This is a genomic window from Arthrobacter alkaliphilus, from assembly GCF_021483235.1.
Taxonomy (GTDB): Bacteria; Actinomycetota; Actinomycetes; order Actinomycetales; family Micrococcaceae; genus Arthrobacter; species Arthrobacter alkaliphilus.
Map to the genome: position 1 here is coordinate 39,059 of NZ_JAKEEC010000002.1, position 17,966 is coordinate 57,024.

Genomic DNA, 17,966 nt, shown 5'->3' on the forward strand with positions numbered 1-17,966 from the left:
TGGTCTTTGGTGGCCAATTGCGCTTCCTGGGTGCTCACCGGACAAGCCCCCACCGAGGGGCGAGGAATTCCAGTGCGGAAGGAAGCTCTTGCACAGCGACGGCCCATGAGTGGCCGGCTCCGGCAACTGAAGCGTGCCTGACATCGAACCCTGAAGTCCGTGCCGCCGCCGCAAGCTCGGCGGCGTAGCTGACGAATTCGCCGTCCGCGGCTCCGACCGCGAAAAAACCTGCGTGTCCGTCGTAGCTTCGCTGCTTCATCAGGTTCAGCGGTGTCAGGGCGTCGAAGGCCGCCGCGTTGCCGCCAAACGCGATCTGGACGGTCCGCTGGCGGTCGGGGCCAAGCGAAGGCTCCCTTTCTCCCGAGAAAGAGATGAATGAAGGATAGATTTCGGGGTGAAGCGTGGTCATCTGCATGGCACACGTTCCACCGAAGGAGAATCCGCCGACCGCCCATTTCTTCGGGTCGGCGGAAACCTCGAGGGTCGAGTTGATCCAACGGGGAACATCGATCGAGAGGTAAGTGTCGGCACGGCCGATCCGGCTGTCCATGCACATCGTGTTCGCCGTATCGGACCCGTTTGGATCGACCATGACAACGACAGGCGCCACGCCTGCGTGCCGGGCGGCGAACGTATTCATTGCCTGTTCGACGCGGCCGCCGGTCAGCCAATCCGCGGGGTGCCCGGGTTGGCCGGGAAAGAGGACCAGGACGGGGAGTTGGCTGCGATCACCGGAGTGGTAGGCCGGCGGGAGGTAGATGAAAGCCTCTTGGGCCTTAAACCCCGACTCCTTGCCGGGGATCGATGCCCGGTGGACAGTTCCACTATTGGACAGCCACAATGCGCGGCTTCGGGGAGAGCCTTTTTTAAAGCCCTCATCAAGCTGCGGGATCCGTCCGACATTATGGCCGAACAGGTCAGCCGCCGTGTGGTACAGGCCGAAGTAGCCGTTGATTTGAAGCGCGGAAAGGAGCAGGACCGCTACAAAGGACACACCTGCAGCGCTCCTGGTGCGCCAAGCGGAACCAAGAAGCCGGAAAAGCAGGAGGGCCAGCGCGGAAAAGGCTACCGTCGCCCAGACAAGGACATCGAAGGGAAGATCTTCCGGGAAAACGGTGAGGACGCTGACGAGCAGCCAATGGATGACCGCGACTACTCCGATCGCGGCGAGGAGGGACACACCTATGGCAAGCAGCCAGCGCCGGTCCCGTCGGATAAGGAGGAACGCGCTCCCGGCAATTCCAGCGCAAAGGATGGTCCAATATAACGGACCATCCACAAGGCTCAGGCTGAGAAGGGAATCCACCGTCCTCAGCGCCAGGTGCCGACGCCCACGACGGGTCCGGCCTCCAGCCAGGACGACAACCCGGCGTAGGCATCAAATCTCATCGCCAGCATGAACAGCTGGCCTTCGTGCTGGAGTTCTACCACCACGACGTCGGGCTGGAGCCTCGTCAATTCTTCTTCCGTTGGCTTCCGGCGGCCCAGGAGCTCCAAGGAGCTGCGGCGGAAGCTGTGTTTCGGACGGAAGCTGAGGGAAAGCAGGCGGAACCACTCAAGTTCCGAGTCCTGATAACGACAAACCCCCATCCGCCAGCTGTTTCCAGCCATGCAAATGGAGGCGTCGACCGTGCCCAGGGCGCGCCGCAGATTGAAGCGGCGCACCCCGACGAGGCACAGTGTAAAGATGAGCAACGTAAACGCCGTTGCCAAGGCGATGAACGGAAGAGCAGAATCGTCCATCAAGGTCTTGCTATCGGATCCCCGCAGTAGCTGAATCGCCCAGCTGGGCGTTGTCAGCGACAATCACTACGCGGTTGTTGTCGACGGAGAAGAACCCGCCGTCCACAACCACTGCAAGGCGGTCTCCGGTAACCGGCTCAATGGCCAGCTCGCCCGCGGCCAGAATGGCGAGGAGCGGCGAGTGGCCCGGCAGGATCCCGATTTCACCATCGCTGGTGCGGGCCTTGACCATCTTGGCCGCACCGGACCACACGAAGTGGTCCGCTGCGACAATCTCAACCTCGAGCTCAGCCATACTACTTGGTCTGTTCCTGGATCTTGGCCCACTGGCGCTCGACGTCATCCAGGCCACCGACGTTGAAGAACGCCTGCTCTGCGATGTGGTCCAGCTCGCCGTCGCAGATCGCCGTGAAGCCTTCGACGGTGTCCTTGATGGACACGGTGGAGCCCTCGACGCCGGTGAACTGCTTGGCGGTGTAGGTGTTCTGGGACAGGAACTGCTGGATGCGGCGTGCACGCGACACGACGATCTTGTCTTCTTCCGACAGTTCGTCAACGCCGAGGATGGCGATGATGTCCTGGAGTTCCTTGTTCTTCTGCAGGATCTGCTTCACACGGACAGCCGTGTTGTAGTGGTCCTTGCCGATGTACTGCGGGTCCAGGATACGGGAGGTCGACGTCAGCGGGTCAACGGCCGGGTACAGACCTCGGGAGGCGATTTCACGGGAAAGTTCCGTGGTCGCGTCGAGGTGTGCGAAGGTGGTCGCCGGAGCCGGGTCGGTGTAGTCATCAGCCGGCACGTAAATGGCCTGCATCGACGTGATCGAGTGACCCTTCGTCGAGGTGATGCGCTCCTGCAGGAGGCCCATCTCGTCGGCGAGGTTCGGCTGGTAACCAACTGCGGACGGCATGCGGCCGAGCAGCGTGGAAACCTCGGAGCCGGCTTGGGTGAAGCGGAAGATGTTGTCGATGAAGAGCAGCACGTCCTGGTTCTGCACATCGCGGAAGTACTCCGCCATCGTGAGGGCAGACAGTGCCACACGCAGACGCGTTCCCGGCGGTTCGTCCATCTGGCCGAATACAAGGGCGGTGTCCTTGAGGACGCCAGCCTCTTCCATTTCAACCCAGAGGTCGTTGCCTTCGCGGGTACGCTCGCCGACGCCGGCGAATACCGAAGTACCACCGAAGTTACGGGCAACACGGGTGATCATTTCCTGGATCAGAACGGTCTTGCCGACACCGGCGCCGCCGAACAGGCCGATCTTTCCACCCTTGATGTACGGGGTGAGGAGGTCGATGACCTTGATACCGGTTTCGAGCATCTCCGTAGAGCCCTCGAGGGCCGCGAAGGACGGGGCCTTGCGGTGGATCGGCCAGTGGTCGTCAGCTTGGATCTCCGACTCTTCGACGTCCAGCGGCTTGCCGAGGACGTTGAAGATGTGGCCCTTGACGCCGTCGCCCACGGGAACGGAGATGGGGGCGCCGGTGTCCTTGACAGACGTACCGCGGACCAAACCGTCGGTAGCCTGCAGGGAAATGGCGCGGACGAGGTTGTCGCCAAGGTGCTGCGACGTCTCGAACGTGATGGTCTTGGTCTCACCGTTGAGGGTTACCTCAGTGGTGAGTGCGTTGTAGATCTCGGGGATTGCGTCGGCCGGGAATTCGACGTCGACAACCGGGCCAATGACACGGGCAATGCGGCCGGTGGCACCGGCCGTGGCTACGTGCTCGGTAGCGGTGGCAGTCATCTCTCTCACTTCACTCAGTAGATGGCGTGGGGTTAAGTTTATCTATTTGGTGCAGGTTGTAGCTCGCGCCGAACCAGGCACCGGCAACTACGCGCTAAGCGCGTCGGCGCCGGCCACGATCTCGGAGAGCTCCTGCGTGATCTCAGCCTGGCGGGCCGTGTTGCGCAGACGCGTGTACTTCTTGATCAGCTCGGTCGCGTTGTCACCTGCCGACTTCATGGCGCGCTGGCGGGCGGCGAGCTCGGAAGCCGCTGCCTGCAACATTGCCGCGAAGATGCGGGACTCGATGTAACGCGGAAGAAGAGCGTCAAGCACCTGCTCCGACTCCGGTTCGAACTCGTACAGCGGCAGAAGTTCGGACTCGCTGACTGCCTGCTCTTCAACTTCGAGAGGCAGCAGACGGACAACCGTGGGCTCCTGCGTCACCATCGACTTGAAGCGGGTGTAGACGACGTGGATTTCGTCCACGCCACCCTCTTCGAACTCGTTGGCGAACTCTTCGAGAAGAGCAGCGCCGATTTCCTTGGCAGTCTCGAATTCCGGTGCGTCCGTGCCTCCGGTCCACACGCGGGAGTACGAACGGCTGCGGAAGTCGAAGTATGCCTGTGCCTTGCGGCCAACCAGGTAGGTCTTGACTTCCTTGCCCTCTGCCCGGAGAAGCTCGTTGAGGCCTTCAGCCTTCTTGAGCACGCTCGCGGAGTAGGAACCAGCCAGGCCACGGTCCGATGTGATGACCAAGACGGCGGCACGGCGGATCTGCTCCGGCTCGGTGACTAGCGGGTGATCGATTTCGTTCTGGCTTGCGACAGCAGAAACAGCACGGGTAATCGCGTTTGCGTAGGGCGTCGAAGCTGCAACGCGGGCACGGGCCTTACCGATGCGCGAGGTAGCGATCAGTTCCATCGCCTTGAAGATCTTGCGCATCGACGTCGTCGAGCTGATCTTCTGGCGGTAGACCCGGATCTGGGCTCCCATACATATCCTTTCCTAAGATCCCGATGGATCAGCGGCTAGGGCTTTGGCGGAGGCCCCGGGCCTGCGGATTCCGCAGGCCCGGGGACCAGTGCTCTAGCGCTTCTGCTTGACGATCTTTTCCTGGTCGACTTCGCCGCCGGAAATCGCTTCGTGCTCTTCGTGGCCGGCGCCAACCAAACGGTTGTCGCCTTCGCCGAAGAAGCCCTTCTTGAAGTCGATGATCGCGGACTTCAGCGCTTCAGCGGTGTCGTCGTCCAGGACGTTGGTCTGCGCCAGCGTGGTCAGGATGGAGGACTTGTGCTTGAGGTGCTCCAGGAACTCGGCCTCGAAACGGCTGACATCCTCAACCGGGACGTCGTCCAGGTAGCCCTTCGTACCGGCCCAGATGGAGACAACCTGGTCCTCGACCGGGAACGGCGAGTACTGGCCCTGCTTGAGCAGTTCCATCAGGCGGGCACCACGGGTCAGCTGCTGGCGGGAAGCCGCGTCGAGGTCGGACGCGAACATCGCGAACGCCTGCATGTCGCGGTACTGCGCCAGGTCCAGCTTCAAGGTACCGGAGACCTTCTTCATGGACTTGACCTGTGCGGAACCACCCACACGGGACACGGACACACCGACGTCAACAGCGGGGCGCTGGTTGGCGTTGAAGAGGTCCGACTGCAGGAAGATCTGGCCGTCGGTGATGGAGATGACGTTGGTCGGAATGTAGGCCGAGACGTCGTTCGCCTTGGTTTCGACGATCGGAAGACCGGTCATCGAGCCTGCGCCCAGTTCGTCGGAGAGCTTGGCACAACGCTCCAGCAGACGGGAGTGCAAGTAGAAAACGTCACCCGGGTACGCTTCGCGTCCCGGCGGGCGGCGGAGGAGCAGGGACACTGCACGGTAGGCTTCGGCCTGCTTCGACAGGTCGTCGAAGATCACCAGGACGTGCTTGCCGCCGTACATCCAGTGCTGGCCGATGGCCGAGCCGGCGTACGGAGCCAGGTACTTGAAGCCTGCGGGGTCGGATGCCGGGGACGCCACGATCGTGGTGTATTCCAGCGCGCCGTGGTCTTCCAGGGTCTGGCGGACAGCGGCGATGGTGGAAGCCTTCTGGCCGACACCGACGTAAACGCAGCGAACCTGCTTGTTGACATCGCCCGAAGCCCAGTTGGCCTTCTGGTTGATGATGGTGTCGACGGCGATGGCGGTCTTGCCGGTCTGGCGGTCACCGATGATCAGCTGGCGCTGGCCACGGCCGATCGGAATCATGGCGTCGATAGCCTTGAGACCGGTCTGCATGGGTTCGTGAACCGACTTACGCTGGGTCACGCCCGGAGCCTGGAGTTCCAGGGCACGGGTGGTCTCGGCCTTGATCTCGCCGAGGTCGTCGATCGGCTGGCCCAGCGGGTCAACTACGCGGCCCAGGAAGGCGTCGCCTACCGGGACGGACAGGATCTCACCGGTGCGGTGAACTTCCTGGCCTTCTTCGATACCGGTGAAGTCACCGAGGATGATGACGCCGATTTCGCGGACGTCGAGGTTCTGGGCCAAGCCCAGGGTGCCGTCTTCGAAGCGAAGCAGCTCGTTCGCCATGACCGAGGGAAGGCCCTCAACACGGGCGATGCCGTCACTTGCGGCGGTCACGCGGCCGACCTCTACGCGCTCTGCGTTTCCGGGTTCGTAGGACGCCGCGAACTCGTTCAACGCATTACGGACGTCGTCGGCGTTGATGGTCAATTCGGCCATCTGCAGTCCCTGCTCTCCTGTTTCGTGATCATCGTTGCTCACGATGACCGGTGTTTGTATCAGTTAAGTTGTGCTTGTCTGGCTAGCCAGCGAGTTGCCGGCGAAGCTCGGACAGGCGGGCTACGACAGAAGCGTCAAGCACTTCGTCACCCACCTGGACCCGGACTCCACCGATCAGAGTCGGATCAACGCTGACGTTGACCTTCAGCTCGCGGCCGTAGAGGGCATCAAGCCCGGCCTGCAGACGGCTGGCCTGCGCATCCGTCAACGGACGGGTAACGCGGACAGTTGCGATCCAGCGCTGCTGGCGCTTGGCTGCAAGCTTGGCGAAATTGTCGATGAGCTTGCTCGGCTTGACGCCGCGCGGCTGCGACACGGCCTGGGCGATGAGGAGTTGGGCTTCCGGGCTTGCGCCAGGAACCAACTTCTGCGCCAGGCTGATCTTGGCCGCGGCACTTGCCTGTGGCTCTCCCAGGGCACGTTGTACCTCGTGGCTGGAAGCAACGGCCTGGTTGAAAGCAAACAGATCGTTTTCCAGCTCTTCCAGCCCCGTGATTCCGGAGGCAGAAACGGCCGACTTGTTTTCAGCCACGGCGATGACCACCGTGGCGGCAAGAGTCTCGAGTGCATCGCCGATATCGCGTGCCGATGCCCAGCGCGAGCCGGCCAATCCACTCGCGATTTCCGCAGCATCAGCGGAGACTTTCCCGCCAAACAACTGCTTGACCAGCGCCGACTTTTCTTCTCCGCTGCGGGAGGGGTCAGTCAGGGCGCGGCGCAAGCCAGCCGAGCTGTCCACCGTTCCCAGGATTCCGAAGAGGTCCTTAGCCAACTCCAGCGAGGCGGTCGGAAGCTTGGCTTCCAACTGCTCCAGTGCCTTGGTCAGCGATTCGCTCGATACACCTGCCATTACTTAGCTGCACCTGCGCTCTGGGTCTCCAGATCTGCAAGGAAGCGGTCCACCACGCGGGCGGCGCGCTCGTCATCGCTGAGTGCTTCGCCAACGACCCGCTCTGCCAAAGTCGTAGCCAGCGTGCCCACCTCGGAACGGAGAGAGACAACAGCTGCCTGACGCTCCGCTTCGATCTGGGCGTAAGCCTGCTCGGTGATGCGGGCCGACTCGGCTGCTGCCTTGGCCTTCAGCTCCGCGAGGATCTGGGCACCTTCGGCTCGAGCTTCTTCACGGATGCGGTTGGCTTCGGCGCGGGCATCCTGGAGCTGCTGCTTGTACTCTTCGAGAGCTGCAGAAGCTTCGGCCTGGGCCTTTTCAGCCTTGGCAATGCCGCCCTCAATCGCCTCGGCGCGCTCGGCGAAGGTCTTCTCGAACATCGGGACAACAAACTTGACCACGATGTAAAAGAGGACCGCAAAGCCAGCGAGGACGACGCCCATTTCCCAAAGGTTGGGAGCGAGCGGGCTAGCCGACTCGGCGGCACCTTGAGCGGCGGCTGAGATGATCTGCTGATTCATGTTTCACCCGTCCTTATCTACTCGGTTCTGAATGTTCGCTTGGTTCTTAGCGGTTTACTTGAGAACGAAAGCGAAGACCAGGCCGAGGATGGCGAGGGCTTCCGTCAGAGCCAGACCAAGGAACGCGATCGGCTGGAGCACGCGCTGGGCTTCCGGCTGACGTGCAACACCGTTGATGTAAGCAGCAAAGACGAGACCCACACCGATACCACCGCCGATTGCGGAGAGACCGTAGCCAATGAGGTTAAGGGAGCCGTTGATGTCGCCGTTCATTGTTTTCCTTTCAAGATGCCGCAGTCGCGGCAGGTTGTTTGGTTTGCTTCAACCCCCGAAGGGGAAGATTGAGGGTTGTGCCTAGTGGCTGTCGGCGTGGAGCGCGCCTTCGATGTAGATCGCAGTCAGAAGGGTGAAGACGTACGCCTGCAGCACCATGATCAGGGCTTCGAGCATGTACATGGCGACAGCGCCAACGAGTACCAGTACGGACGCACCCTTGAGGAGGACGTTCTCCTGCATGACGAGGAACTCAATGCCGGAGCCGGCGATCATCACGATGAGGTGCCCTGCCATCATGGTGGCGAAGAGACGGAGGCTGTGCGTGACCGGACGGACCAGGAAGTTGGAGATGATTTCGATCGGCACGACGATCGGCAGGATGTACCAGGGAACGCCGGAAGGAACCGTGGCGAGCTTGAAGTACTTCAGGCCGTTCTTCTTGATGCCGATGCCGATCCACGTGACGTACACGACCGCGGCCAGCACATAGGCCCCGCCGACGTGCGAGAAGCTCGGAAGCTGGATTACGGGAATGGCGCCGTAGATGTTGTTCACCAGGATGAAGAAGAACAAGGAGAACAGGAGGGGCACGAACTTCATGAAGTCGCGTCCGCCGATGATGTCCTTGGCGATGCTGTTGCGTACGAAGCCGTAAGCCATCTCGCCCGCGAACTGCAGTTTGCCGGGAACCAGCTGCTGCTTGCGGGCGGCAGCGACGAAGAAGCTGGCGATAATGACGACCGACAGGATTACCAGCAGCATCTGCTTGGAGAATCCGTCGCTCGCACCCCAGGGCAGGATAGCCGGCAGGTGCATTTGGTCGATTCCGGGAGGAGTGAAGGTCCCTGAATCCTGGGCCGGGAGCGCAAGCGCGATCAACGCGTTTCCTCTCTGCAGTGTCCATCATTGGGCGTTGTTGAGGATCCGGCCGCGTTTCGTGCAGCCATTTCCCGTGTGAAATTATTTGGCATTACTGTTCCCGTCCTGGGACGGACCCTTGTCTGCTTTGCTTCCGCTGGAAGACGAGCGATGACTTGTGAGGCCGTGCATATGGGAAAGATAGAACCCTCCCGTGGCTCCAAGCAGAGCGCCAAGGAGCACAATCCAGCGAGTCCCCCACAGATTATCCAGACCCCAGCCTATCAAACTCCAGACTATGATTCCGCCAACAATGTAGCTGAAGACGGCGATCCCGGCGTTGTATCCGCCGTCGTTTCCGTCGCCCGCTTGTTCGGTGGAATTGCCGGATTTCGGGGCATTGCCCGTCCCGGAGTCTCGCTTGCTCCTAGGAGTGAACATCGCCGCCCCCTTTGCCTGCTGCGGGGTCGTTGTAGATCTGGAGCCGGGCCTTGCTGAAGCCGTAGATTTCGGCAGCTTGCCACGAGACAACCGTGACGACGGCGCCGATGACGAACCAGCGGCCGTGCAGCCAGGCGGGTGCTCCCAAGACGAACAGCACCACCGCGAAGCCAACCACCTTGACGAAGTAGCTGGCCACGAAAAGGCCGACCGCGCCGGAAGGGTTGTTCCGGCCGACAAAATGGCCGATCAGGAGGCTGATGGCAAAAAATGCCATCACAATCGCCCCTCCGAGGGCCGCGGAAAGCACTCCCACGCCACCGTTCATGACCGCCGCTACCGCCGACGTTGCCGCGAGGGCCGCTACCGCCGTCGTCGAGCTGAGGAAAAGAAGCCGCAGCCACAGTGAAGACGTGGAGCGGGGGTCAGCAACGCCGCTCGAGTCGGACTGCTGTCCGCCGGCGTTGGAGGTCATGGAAGATGCCAATCGTCGTGGCAAGAAATGCCAAATTCTCAAAAAGGGTGGGTGCGCGGGCGAGTGACTGTCCGCCCTAGAATTCTACATGAGATAGAACTGTGATGTTAACGCTTTCGTCACACATCGCCTACAGGGCGGCCCGCCCTTTTCGGACAAAGTAGGGCCAGGCCGTCACGCCTGCCATGATCAGTGCTGCCACGATGTCAACGGTGAGCACCATCTGCCAGGGGAAGATGGCAAACGCCAGGCCTCCAAACGCCAGGATGCAGGTCCAGACGTACATCATGAGCACCGCCGTGCGGTGGGTGTGGCCGAGTTCGATGAGCTTGTGGTGCAGGTGCCCCCGGTCAGCGGACCATGGCGATTGGCCGCGTGCTGTCCGTCGCAACACCGCCAAACCGAGATCCAACAGCGGCAGCGACAAAATCGCGAACGGCAGCAGGATGGGCACGATGGTCGGAATACCGTTCGCGCGGTCGTACAAACCAGAGCTGATTTGGCCGGTCGACACCACACCCGCCGAGGCCATCACGAGGCCGAGGAGCATGGCGCCGGAGTCGCCCATGAAGATTTTGGCCGGGAACCAGTTATGCGGCAGGAATCCGATGCAGCAACCCACGGTGATGGCCATCAACAGCGCCGCGAGGTCCGAGCGGTCCGTGAGCGTTGCGTTGCGGTGGACCCAATAGGCCGTGAGGAAGAAGGCAGCCCCGCCGATGGCCGCAACACCTGCGGCGAGGCCATCGAGGCCATCGATGAAATTGACCGCGTTCATGGTGGTCACAATGGCGAGGGCGGTCAGGACGACCCGCAGCGGTTCCGCCTCGATCCGTATGGGTTCCGGAACAAAGGGGAGCACGGACATCTGCACTCCCCAGACCGCGACGATCGTCGCCGCCGTGCATTGGCCGATCAGCTTGACCCACCAGCGGATGTCCATCACGTCGTCGGCAACACCGACCGCGACGATCACCAGGGCACCCGCCAGGATTCCCCACGGCGCGCCGTTCCCGTGGAAGATGTCCTTCACGAAGAACGAATTGCTGGCGACCGCGAGGGCCACGGCAAAGCCCGCGAAGAGTCCCAGGCCGCCAAGCCTGGAAATCGGCACCGAGTGCATATCCCGGCTGCGGATCGGGGCAAAAAGCCGAAGTTTGTTACCCATCCGGCGGGCTACCCACGTAGCGAGGTAAGACACGACGGCAGCCGTGAGCATCATGAGCGAATACATGATCACGTGGCGGCTCCTGTTGGCGGTGGTGGTGGATTCTGTCCCTGGCGACTAGCTGCCGGCACAACACCTGCAACACCTCTGCGCACCGCCAAATATTGCTGTACTACAGTTGGACTCTGTCAAGATACTAGCGTCAACGGCGGCTTTGCTCCGTTTCACGCGCCCCTAGGGCGAGCCGGGATCACCTCCCCGCAAGCGCCCGGAAGGAACCTTACATGACTGTCTCCGTTGCCGTAGCGGCTGTGACCTTTGACCGCCCCGGGGAGCTGGCAGTCCTGCTCGACTCCATCAACAAGCAGTCCCTGCCGGTGGACACGATCTGCCTCGTGGACAGCGGAAAAACGCCTTCCCGCGAGCTTGCGTCAAGCCATCCGAAGGTGGATTACGTCCGCTCCGAAGCTAACCTGGGCGGAGCGGGCGGTTTTGCGCTCGCGATCCTCAAGGCGGTCGCCAGCGGAGCCGAATGGGTCTGGATCATGGACGACGACGCCGAGCCCGGTGACCCTGCCTGCCTCGAAACCCTGGTACGCGAAGCGGAGGCCCGCGGACTGGACGCAGTCGTGCCGCTCGTCGTCGCCCCGGGCCACCCGGACAAGCTTTCCTTCTTCTTCCGGATTGACGGCAAGGTGACCCACGAACGGGCCGAAGTCGAGAAGGCGGGGTTCCTGCCCGACGTCGGGCACTTCTTCAACGGCGCGCTCATCCGTTCCAATGTCTTCTTCAAAGTGGGAGTGCCGGATATCCGGCTTTTCATCCGCGGAGACGAAGTGGACTTCATGATCCGCCTCAGGAAGGCGGGCATACGCTTCGGTACGGTCGCGACGGCCTGGATCAGCCACCCGCACGCATTTTCCGAGACAAAACACGTCTTCGGCGCGCGCTGGCACGTGATCGTGCCGGATTCGGCCTTCAAGCGCTATTTTTACTACCGCAACCGGGGCTATTTGATCCGCCGCTACCGCCGTGGCAAGTCGATGGTGGCCGATGTCGGAGGCTATTTGGGCTACTTCCTCCCCCGCGGCGACTTCCGCGGGCTCGCCGAATGGTTCCGGGCATTCTCCGCCGGATTGCGGGCCAAGGGATTTGGCCCCCTGGAGGACCAGAAGTTCTAGCGGCCCGGCTGGACCGCGCTCCGGTTCAGGCGCTCTTCCTGCCGGCGAGCCGGCGGCGGACCAGCAGGCCGAGGAGCACCCACGGCTCACCGAAGACCCGGTACGCGACGCGTCCCGGATGCAGCACGAGCCGCCAGGCCCATTCGAGCCCGAGGCGGCCAAGCCAGCGTGGGGCGAGCTTCTGGAGGCCTGCCAACTGCTCGATCGCGCCGCCGACAGTGCAGTAGACGGCAGGCGGGAGCTCGTGAAGGCGGCGGTGCAGGACCGATTCCTGCAGCGGCATGCCGAGACCGAGAAGAACGAGCTGCGGACGGAAGTCCCTGAGCCAGGCGACTGCTGCCTCTTCGCTGGCATCGTCCCAGTTCTCGCCGGGCCGCCCTGCGACCTCGGCGCCCGGAACGATGCCGCGGAGCCGCTCCACCGTCTTGCTGTTGGCTTCGGGACCGGCACCGACGACGGCGATCCGGCGTAGTCCATCGACGCCGCCAAGTGCCGGCACCCAGTCAGTGGACCCCAGGCGGTATTGCATCAATCCCGCGGCGTCGCGCCGTGGAGCACCGCGCCGTCCGAGTCCCCAGAGCATGGCGACCGGAGCCCCGTCCATGAGCACCACATCGCTGCGTTCATAGAGGCTGCGGAAATCCGGGCTCGAATGGAACAGTGTGACGCTGTGCAGATTGTGTCCGAGGACAACCCTGGTGCTGCCGTCCGAAACGTACCCGCTGATGGCCTCGATAAGATCGCCGGTGCACAAGGCGGTGACGTCTACGTCCAGAAGGGGAACACGATCCCGGACCAGGCTCATTCGGCCCTGGTCTCCGTGTGGACTGCTTCAGCCGGCGGCGCCGGCGCGGGCTCAGCCGCGGCTTCTGGTGTGGTTTCGGCCGCCGGCGCCGGGGCGGCTTCAGCTGCCGCTTCGGGCGCGGTTTCGCCGAGGCCCAGCACTTCGGGAACAATCTCGCGAAGGCGTTCCAGGGTCACTGCACCATCGCGGACCACCCGAAGCGGCAGGGCGGTGGCGTCAACAATCGTGGATGGTACGGATTCGGTTCCCGCGACTGGCCGGAACCCGCCCTCAAGGTACACCTCGACGGATTCGGCAAGCTGGGTCCTGGCCTCGGCGGCGGTCTGCGCGGCTGGCTGCCCGGTCCGGTTTGCAGACGACACGGCCAAGGGACCGGTGCGGTTCAGCAGTTCAAGCGCAATTTCATCGTCGGGCATCCGAAGGGCCACGGTTCCGCGGGTCTCCCCCAGGTCCCAATCCAAGGACGGCTGGGCATGCAAGATCAGCGTCAGGCCGCCGGGCCAGAAGGCTTCGGCAAGCTTGCGGGCTTCTTCCGATACGTCGGTTGCCAGCCCGTCGAGCGCATTGGGCCGCGGAATCAGCACCGGGGGCGGCATGTGGCGGCCGCGGCCTTTCGAGACAAGCAGCATGGTCACGGCTTGCGGCGAGAACGCGTCTGCGGCAATGCCGTAGACGGTGTCCGTCGGCATGACGATGCACTTTTTCTCGTTGATGGCGCGCTGCGCATGCTCCAGGCCTTCGGCGCGTTGTTCCTCTGACGTGCAGTTGTAGCTTGTGGTCACACCGCTATTCTTTCATTTCCGGGAGGCAGCGCTTGCCAACACTGCGCTCGTGGCACGTTCCTTGCCGTTGAGATCGAGGTGGGTGGTGACTTCCGTCCAGCAACCGGAGGCCTTCAGGTGTTCGGAGATCCAGGCGGCCTGCACCTCGGCGTGCTCCATCACGAAGTAGCCGCCTTCCTTGAGGAGCCGGGCCGCGGAGGCCGCAGCCGCCGTCGGAAGCTCCATTCCGTCCGCTCCCCCGCCGTACAGGGCCTCGGGCGGATCGTGCAGGGCCACTTCCGGTTCGTTCGGGATTGCTTCGGCCGGGATATAGGGCGGGTTGGATACGACGACGTCGAACGTTCCGTCGTGTTCCGGCAAGGCATTGCGGAGGTCGCCCTGGACCAGCTTCACACCCAGCGGCTTCAGGTTCTTGGTAGCCCAGGCATGGGCGAACGTGCTGAATTCGACGGCGTGCACCTCGGCCCCGGGCACTTCGTGGGCGATCGAGGCTGCGATGGCGCCGGAACCTGTGCCAAGGTCAACCACCTTGGGGTGCTCCAGCCCCTGGAGGTGGTCGACGACAAGCTGGACCACGGACTCAGTCTCCGGCCGCGGGATGAACACTCCCGGGCCTACAGCGAGGGTGAGGTACCGGAAGTGCGCGACGCCGGTGATGTGCTGGAGCGGAACGCGCCGGGCCCGCTCCGCCACCAGGTCCGCATAGCCTTCCGGAGCGGCAGAGTCCCCAAGAAGCATCGCGCGCAGGCGTCCGAGGCCGACACCCATGAGATGTTCCGCGAGGAGTTCCGCGTCCACGCGCGGAGTAGGAACTCCGGCGTCGGACAGGATGGCTGTCGCCTCGCGGACCGCGTCGGCGAGGCTTTGGCCCGGAGAGAGCGTCATGACGGTCCTTGCAGGCTGTTATTCGCCCAGAGCATCGAGGCGTGATTGTTCATCCATCTCGATGGCCGATTGGATGACGGGTTCCAAGTCACCGTTCATGACGGCGTCGAGGTTGTAGGCCTTGTAGCCGGTGCGGTGGTCGGCGATCCGGTTTTCCGGGAAGTTGTACGTCCTGATGCGCTCGGAACGGTCCATGGTGCGGATCTGCGACTTGCGCTGGGCCGAGTTCTCGGCGTCGATCTGCTCCTGCTGGTGGGCCAGGATACGGGCACGGAGGACGCGCATGCCGGCTTCGCGGTTCTGGAGCTGGGACTTTTCGTTCTGCATGGCCACCACGATGCCCGTGGGAAGGTGGGTGATGCGGACGGCCGAGTCCGTGGTGTTGACGGACTGACCACCGGGACCCGAGGACCGGTAGACGTCGATCTTGAGGTCGTTCTGGTTGATTTCGAGCTCTTCGGGTTCATCCACTTCGGGAAGCACCAGCACGCCGGCGGCGGACGTGTGGATGCGGCCTTGCGACTCCGTGACGGGTACGCGCTGGACGCGGTGCACGCCGCCTTCGAACTTCAGCCGGGCGTAGACGCCTTCAGCGGGATCGTTCGAGTTGCCCTTGACGGCCATCTGGACATCCTTGTAGCCGCCCAGGTCCGATTCCGTGGCGGAGATGACTTCGGTCTTCCAGCCGCGCGACTCGGCATAACGCATGTACATACGCAGCAGGTCGCCGGCGAAGAGCGCGGCTTCGTCGCCGCCTTCGCCGCCCTTGACCTCGAGGATGACATTGCGTGCGTCATCAGGATCGCGCGGAATGAGCAAGCGGCGGAGCTTCTCCTGCGCGGCAGGGATCTGCTCCTCGATGTCGTCCACTTCGGCGGCGAAATCAGGATCCTCGGCAGCCATTTCCTTGGCAGCGTCAAGATCGTCCATGAGTCCGCGCCAACGGTTGTACGCCTCCACGATGCCCTGCAACTGGGCAGAACGCCGCCCCAGTTTGCGGGCCAACGGCTGGTCGGCATAAACGGCGGGATCACTCAACTGCGCCTGGATAGCAGCATGCTCATCAAGCAGTCCCTGAACGGACTCAAACATTTCAAACCTCTTTCGACTTCTACAAGTCTAATAACTCCAACGCGGGGTCACTTACGGCCCATGCCGCGCCCCCGGATGGGCCGTAAGTGACCCCGCCTTGCCTCTTTAACGACGACCGCTCAAAATTTGCCGGCCAGGCGAAGGGGCGGGGCCGGCAAATTTTGAGCGGTTAGAGCACAGCTACTTGTCGTTATCCGACTTGGCTCCAAGAGTCGTCTTCTGCACCTGCATGAGGAACTCGACGTTGCTCCCGGTCTCCCGGATCTTGTTGGTCAGGAGTTCAAGGCTCTGCTGGGTCTCGAGTCCGGACAGGACACGGCGCAGCTTCCACATGATCTTGACTTCCTCGGCCGAAAGCAGGTTCTCTTCGCGGCGCGTACCCGAAGCGTTGACGTCCACGGCAGGGAAGATGCGCTTGTCCGCGAGCTGGCGGGACAGGCGGAGCTCCATGTTGCCCGTGCCCTTGAACTCTTCGAAGATGACCTCGTCCATCTTGGAACCCGTCTCCACGAGAGCAGTGGCCAGGATGGTGAGCGATCCACCGTTTTCGATGTTGCGCGCAGCACCGAAGAAGCGCTTCGGCGGGTAGAGCGCAGCGGAGTCGACACCACCGGACAGGATACGGCCGGACGCCGGTGCCGCCAGGTTGTAGGCGCGGCCCAGGCGGGTCATCGAATCCAGGAGGACCACCACGTCCATGCCCATCTCCACGAGGCGCTTGGCGCGTTCGATCGAAAGCTCGGCAACCGTGGTGTGGTCATCGGCGGGACGGTCGAAGGTGGAGGCAATGACTTCGCCCTTGACGGTGCGCTGCATGTCCGTGACTTCTTCAGGACGTTCGTCAACCAGCACCATCATGAGGTGGACCTCAGGGTTGTTGGTGGTGATCGCGTTGGCGATGGACTGCAGGATGAGCGTCTTGCCGGCCTTGGGCGGGGAGACGATCAGGCCGCGCTGGCCCTTGCCGATCGGGGCCACGAGGTCGATGACGCGCGGGCCGATCTTCTTGGGGTCCGTTTCGAGGCGCAGGCGCTCGGACGGGTACAGCGGGACAAGCTTGGCGAATTCGACGCGGTCCTTGAGCTCTTCGGGCGTCTTGCCGTTGACCGATGTGACGCGGACGAGCGCGTTGAACTTCTGGCGGGCGTTCTGCTGTCCCCGGTCCTCGCCGTCGCGCGGTGCACGGATTGCGCCGACGACGGCGTCGCCCTTGCGCAGGTTGTACTTCTTGACCTGGGCGAGGGACACGTACACGTCGTTGGCGCCGGGCAGGTAACCCGAGGTGCGAATGAACGCGTAGTTCTCCAGTACGTCCAGGATGCCGGCGACCGGCAGCAGGACGTCGTCCTCGGTGACCTCGACGTCGTCGACGTCCGGGCCCTGGCCGCGGCCACGGCGGCGTTCGTTGCGGTCGCGGAAGCGCTCGCTTCGGCTGTTTCCATCGCGGTTGTCACGGTTGTCCTGCGAACCCTGACGATCGTTGCGGTCACGGCGGTTACGACGATTGCGGCGGTTGCCGGTCTCTTCGCCCTCGTTCGTGTCCTCGCGACGCGTACGGGTGTTGTCGCGGCGTTCACGCTGGCCGGGTTCGCCGGCCTCGACCGTTGACTGCTCACCCTGACGCGGCTGTGCCTGGCGCTGATCGGGCTGGCGCTGTTCTGCCTGACGCTGCTCTACGCGGGGTTGCTCAGTCTGGGGCTGCTCTGCGGCGCGGGCTTCGGCGGCTTCACCGGTCTCTGCGGGAGCGGCCTCGCCGCGACGGCGGTTCCGCGTCCGCGGCTGGCGGCGTTCGCCGGCTGCCTCGGAGGCTTCGGCGGCGGGAGCAGCAGGAGCAGCGGGAGCCTCGACGACGGCGGCGGGAGCCTCTGCGGTTTCCGCGGCGGCAGGAGCGGCCACAACGCCGTCGCTGCTGGCGCGGCGGCTTCGGCCACCACGGCCACGTGCACGTGTGCCGTCCTGCGCGGGAGCTTCAGCGGGTGCTGCGGCAGGGGCCTCGGCTTCCGGAGATGCAGGCTCGGCCTTTGCTGCGACGGCCTTGGCCGGGGCAGGAGCCTTGCTGGTGGTCGCACCGGCGCGGTGGGCCGAGATAGCCGAAACCAAATCCCCCTTGCGCATCCGGGATCCGCCCGAAATGCCCAGCTGACTGGCGAGAGCCTGGAGCTGCGCGAGCTTGAGGCCTGCAAGGCCGCTGCTCTTAGCGGTTGCGGCCGTTGACTCAGCCGCAGAAGATGTTGTTTCCACAGCTGGAGCCAGCTCAGTGGTTTCTGTCACGAAGGATCCTTCCCCCTCGACGGCGTCCAGACCTGGAGCTGGACGCGATGATTTGTTCTGGACTG

The 17,966-nt window shown here is 63.3% G+C and carries 19 protein-coding genes; 1 reads left to right on the forward strand and 18 read right to left on the reverse strand.

Annotated elements, in window-relative coordinates; all coding sequences use genetic code 11:
- Positions 1–34 precede the first annotated feature (34 nt).
- From L0B83_RS02510 to L0B83_RS02570, 13 genes are all read right to left on the reverse strand, one after another.
- Positions 35–1,306: an alpha/beta hydrolase gene (locus L0B83_RS02510; RefSeq protein WP_234756681.1), complete on the reverse strand. Its 1,272-nt coding sequence runs from the start codon at positions 1,304–1,306 to the stop codon at positions 35–37.
- Between the two features lie 5 nt (positions 1,307–1,311).
- Positions 1,312–1,743: a DUF2550 domain-containing protein gene (locus L0B83_RS02515; protein ID WP_234756682.1), complete on the reverse strand. Its 432-nt coding sequence runs from the start codon at positions 1,741–1,743 to the stop codon at positions 1,312–1,314.
- A gap of 10 nt (positions 1,744–1,753) precedes the next feature.
- Positions 1,754–2,038: a F0F1 ATP synthase subunit epsilon gene (locus tag L0B83_RS02520; RefSeq protein ID WP_059387616.1), complete on the reverse strand. Its 285-nt coding sequence runs from the start codon at positions 2,036–2,038 to the stop codon at positions 1,754–1,756.
- A 1-nt stretch (position 2,039) separates the two neighbouring features.
- Positions 2,040–3,491, reverse strand: a complete 1,452-nt coding sequence (gene atpD / locus L0B83_RS02525; protein WP_234756683.1) for a F0F1 ATP synthase subunit beta — start codon at positions 3,489–3,491, stop codon at positions 2,040–2,042.
- Between the two features lie 87 nt (positions 3,492–3,578).
- Positions 3,579–4,466 carry a F0F1 ATP synthase subunit gamma gene (locus L0B83_RS02530; protein ID WP_234756684.1) on the reverse strand — a complete coding sequence of 296 codons (888 nt, stop codon included), beginning with the start codon at positions 4,464–4,466 and terminating at the stop codon, positions 3,579–3,581.
- A 93-nt stretch (positions 4,467–4,559) separates the two neighbouring features.
- Positions 4,560–6,197, reverse strand: a complete 1,638-nt coding sequence (gene atpA, locus L0B83_RS02535) for a F0F1 ATP synthase subunit alpha (RefSeq protein ID WP_234756981.1) — start codon at positions 6,195–6,197, stop codon at positions 4,560–4,562.
- 82 nt (positions 6,198–6,279) lie between these two features.
- Positions 6,280–7,107 (reverse strand): F0F1 ATP synthase subunit delta, encoded by an 828-nt coding sequence (locus L0B83_RS02540; protein WP_234756685.1) that lies wholly within the window; start codon positions 7,105–7,107, stop codon positions 6,280–6,282.
- Positions 7,107–7,667: a F0F1 ATP synthase subunit B gene (locus L0B83_RS02545; RefSeq protein ID WP_234756686.1), complete on the reverse strand. Its 561-nt coding sequence runs from the start codon at positions 7,665–7,667 to the stop codon at positions 7,107–7,109. The genes L0B83_RS02540 and L0B83_RS02545 overlap by 1 nt, the downstream gene beginning before the upstream one ends.
- A 54-nt stretch (positions 7,668–7,721) precedes the next feature.
- Positions 7,722–7,940, reverse strand: coding sequence for an ATP synthase F0 subunit C (gene atpE, locus L0B83_RS02550; protein ID WP_028264751.1), 219 nt, complete (start codon positions 7,938–7,940; stop codon positions 7,722–7,724).
- Between the two features lie 81 nt (positions 7,941–8,021).
- A complete protein-coding gene (gene atpB / locus L0B83_RS02555; protein ID WP_234756688.1) occupies positions 8,022–8,822 on the reverse strand; it encodes a F0F1 ATP synthase subunit A in 801 nt (266 codons plus the stop codon).
- Positions 8,823–8,903: 81 nt separating this feature from the next.
- Positions 8,904–9,242 (reverse strand): AtpZ/AtpI family protein, encoded by a 339-nt coding sequence (locus tag L0B83_RS02560; protein WP_234756689.1) that lies wholly within the window; start codon positions 9,240–9,242, stop codon positions 8,904–8,906.
- The gene (locus L0B83_RS02565; RefSeq protein ID WP_234756691.1) at positions 9,229–9,717 is read right to left on the reverse strand and encodes a Cg1360 family ATP-synthase-associated protein; all 489 of its coding nucleotides are present in this window, start codon (positions 9,715–9,717) and stop codon (positions 9,229–9,231) included. Before L0B83_RS02565 ends, L0B83_RS02560 begins: the two co-directional genes overlap by 14 nt.
- A gap of 130 nt (positions 9,718–9,847) precedes the next feature.
- Complete coding sequence (locus L0B83_RS02570) at positions 9,848–10,957, reverse strand: MraY family glycosyltransferase (protein ID WP_234756693.1); 1,110 nt, start codon at positions 10,955–10,957, stop codon at positions 9,848–9,850.
- A 212-nt stretch (positions 10,958–11,169) separates the two neighbouring features.
- On the opposite strand from L0B83_RS02570, the gene L0B83_RS02575 reads away from it, so the two are divergent.
- Positions 11,170–12,066 (forward strand): glycosyltransferase, encoded by an 897-nt coding sequence (locus L0B83_RS02575; RefSeq protein WP_234756695.1) that lies wholly within the window; start codon positions 11,170–11,172, stop codon positions 12,064–12,066.
- Positions 12,067–12,091: 25 nt separating this feature from the next.
- Here L0B83_RS02575 and L0B83_RS02580 read toward each other — a convergent pair whose 3' ends face one another.
- The 5 genes from L0B83_RS02580 to rho all read right to left on the reverse strand — a co-directional run bounded on the left by L0B83_RS02580 (position 12,092) and on the right by rho (position 17,901).
- Positions 12,092–12,871, reverse strand: a complete 780-nt coding sequence (locus tag L0B83_RS02580) for a WecB/TagA/CpsF family glycosyltransferase (RefSeq protein WP_234756697.1) — start codon at positions 12,869–12,871, stop codon at positions 12,092–12,094.
- Positions 12,868–13,653 carry an L-threonylcarbamoyladenylate synthase gene (locus L0B83_RS02585; RefSeq protein ID WP_234756698.1) on the reverse strand — a complete coding sequence of 262 codons (786 nt, stop codon included), beginning with the start codon at positions 13,651–13,653 and terminating at the stop codon, positions 12,868–12,870. Before L0B83_RS02585 ends, L0B83_RS02580 begins: the two co-directional genes overlap by 4 nt.
- Before the next feature lie 12 nt (positions 13,654–13,665).
- The gene (gene prmC, locus L0B83_RS02590) at positions 13,666–14,538 is read right to left on the reverse strand and encodes a peptide chain release factor N(5)-glutamine methyltransferase (protein ID WP_234756701.1); all 873 of its coding nucleotides are present in this window, start codon (positions 14,536–14,538) and stop codon (positions 13,666–13,668) included.
- 18 nt (positions 14,539–14,556) lie between these two features.
- On the reverse strand, positions 14,557–15,630 hold the full coding sequence (gene prfA / locus L0B83_RS02595) for a peptide chain release factor 1 (RefSeq protein WP_234756703.1): 1,074 nt from the start codon (positions 15,628–15,630) through the stop codon (positions 14,557–14,559).
- Between the two features lie 180 nt (positions 15,631–15,810).
- Positions 15,811–17,901, reverse strand: coding sequence for a transcription termination factor Rho (gene rho / locus L0B83_RS02600; RefSeq protein ID WP_234756705.1), 2,091 nt, complete (start codon positions 17,899–17,901; stop codon positions 15,811–15,813).
- Positions 17,902–17,966: the final 65 nt, after the last annotated feature.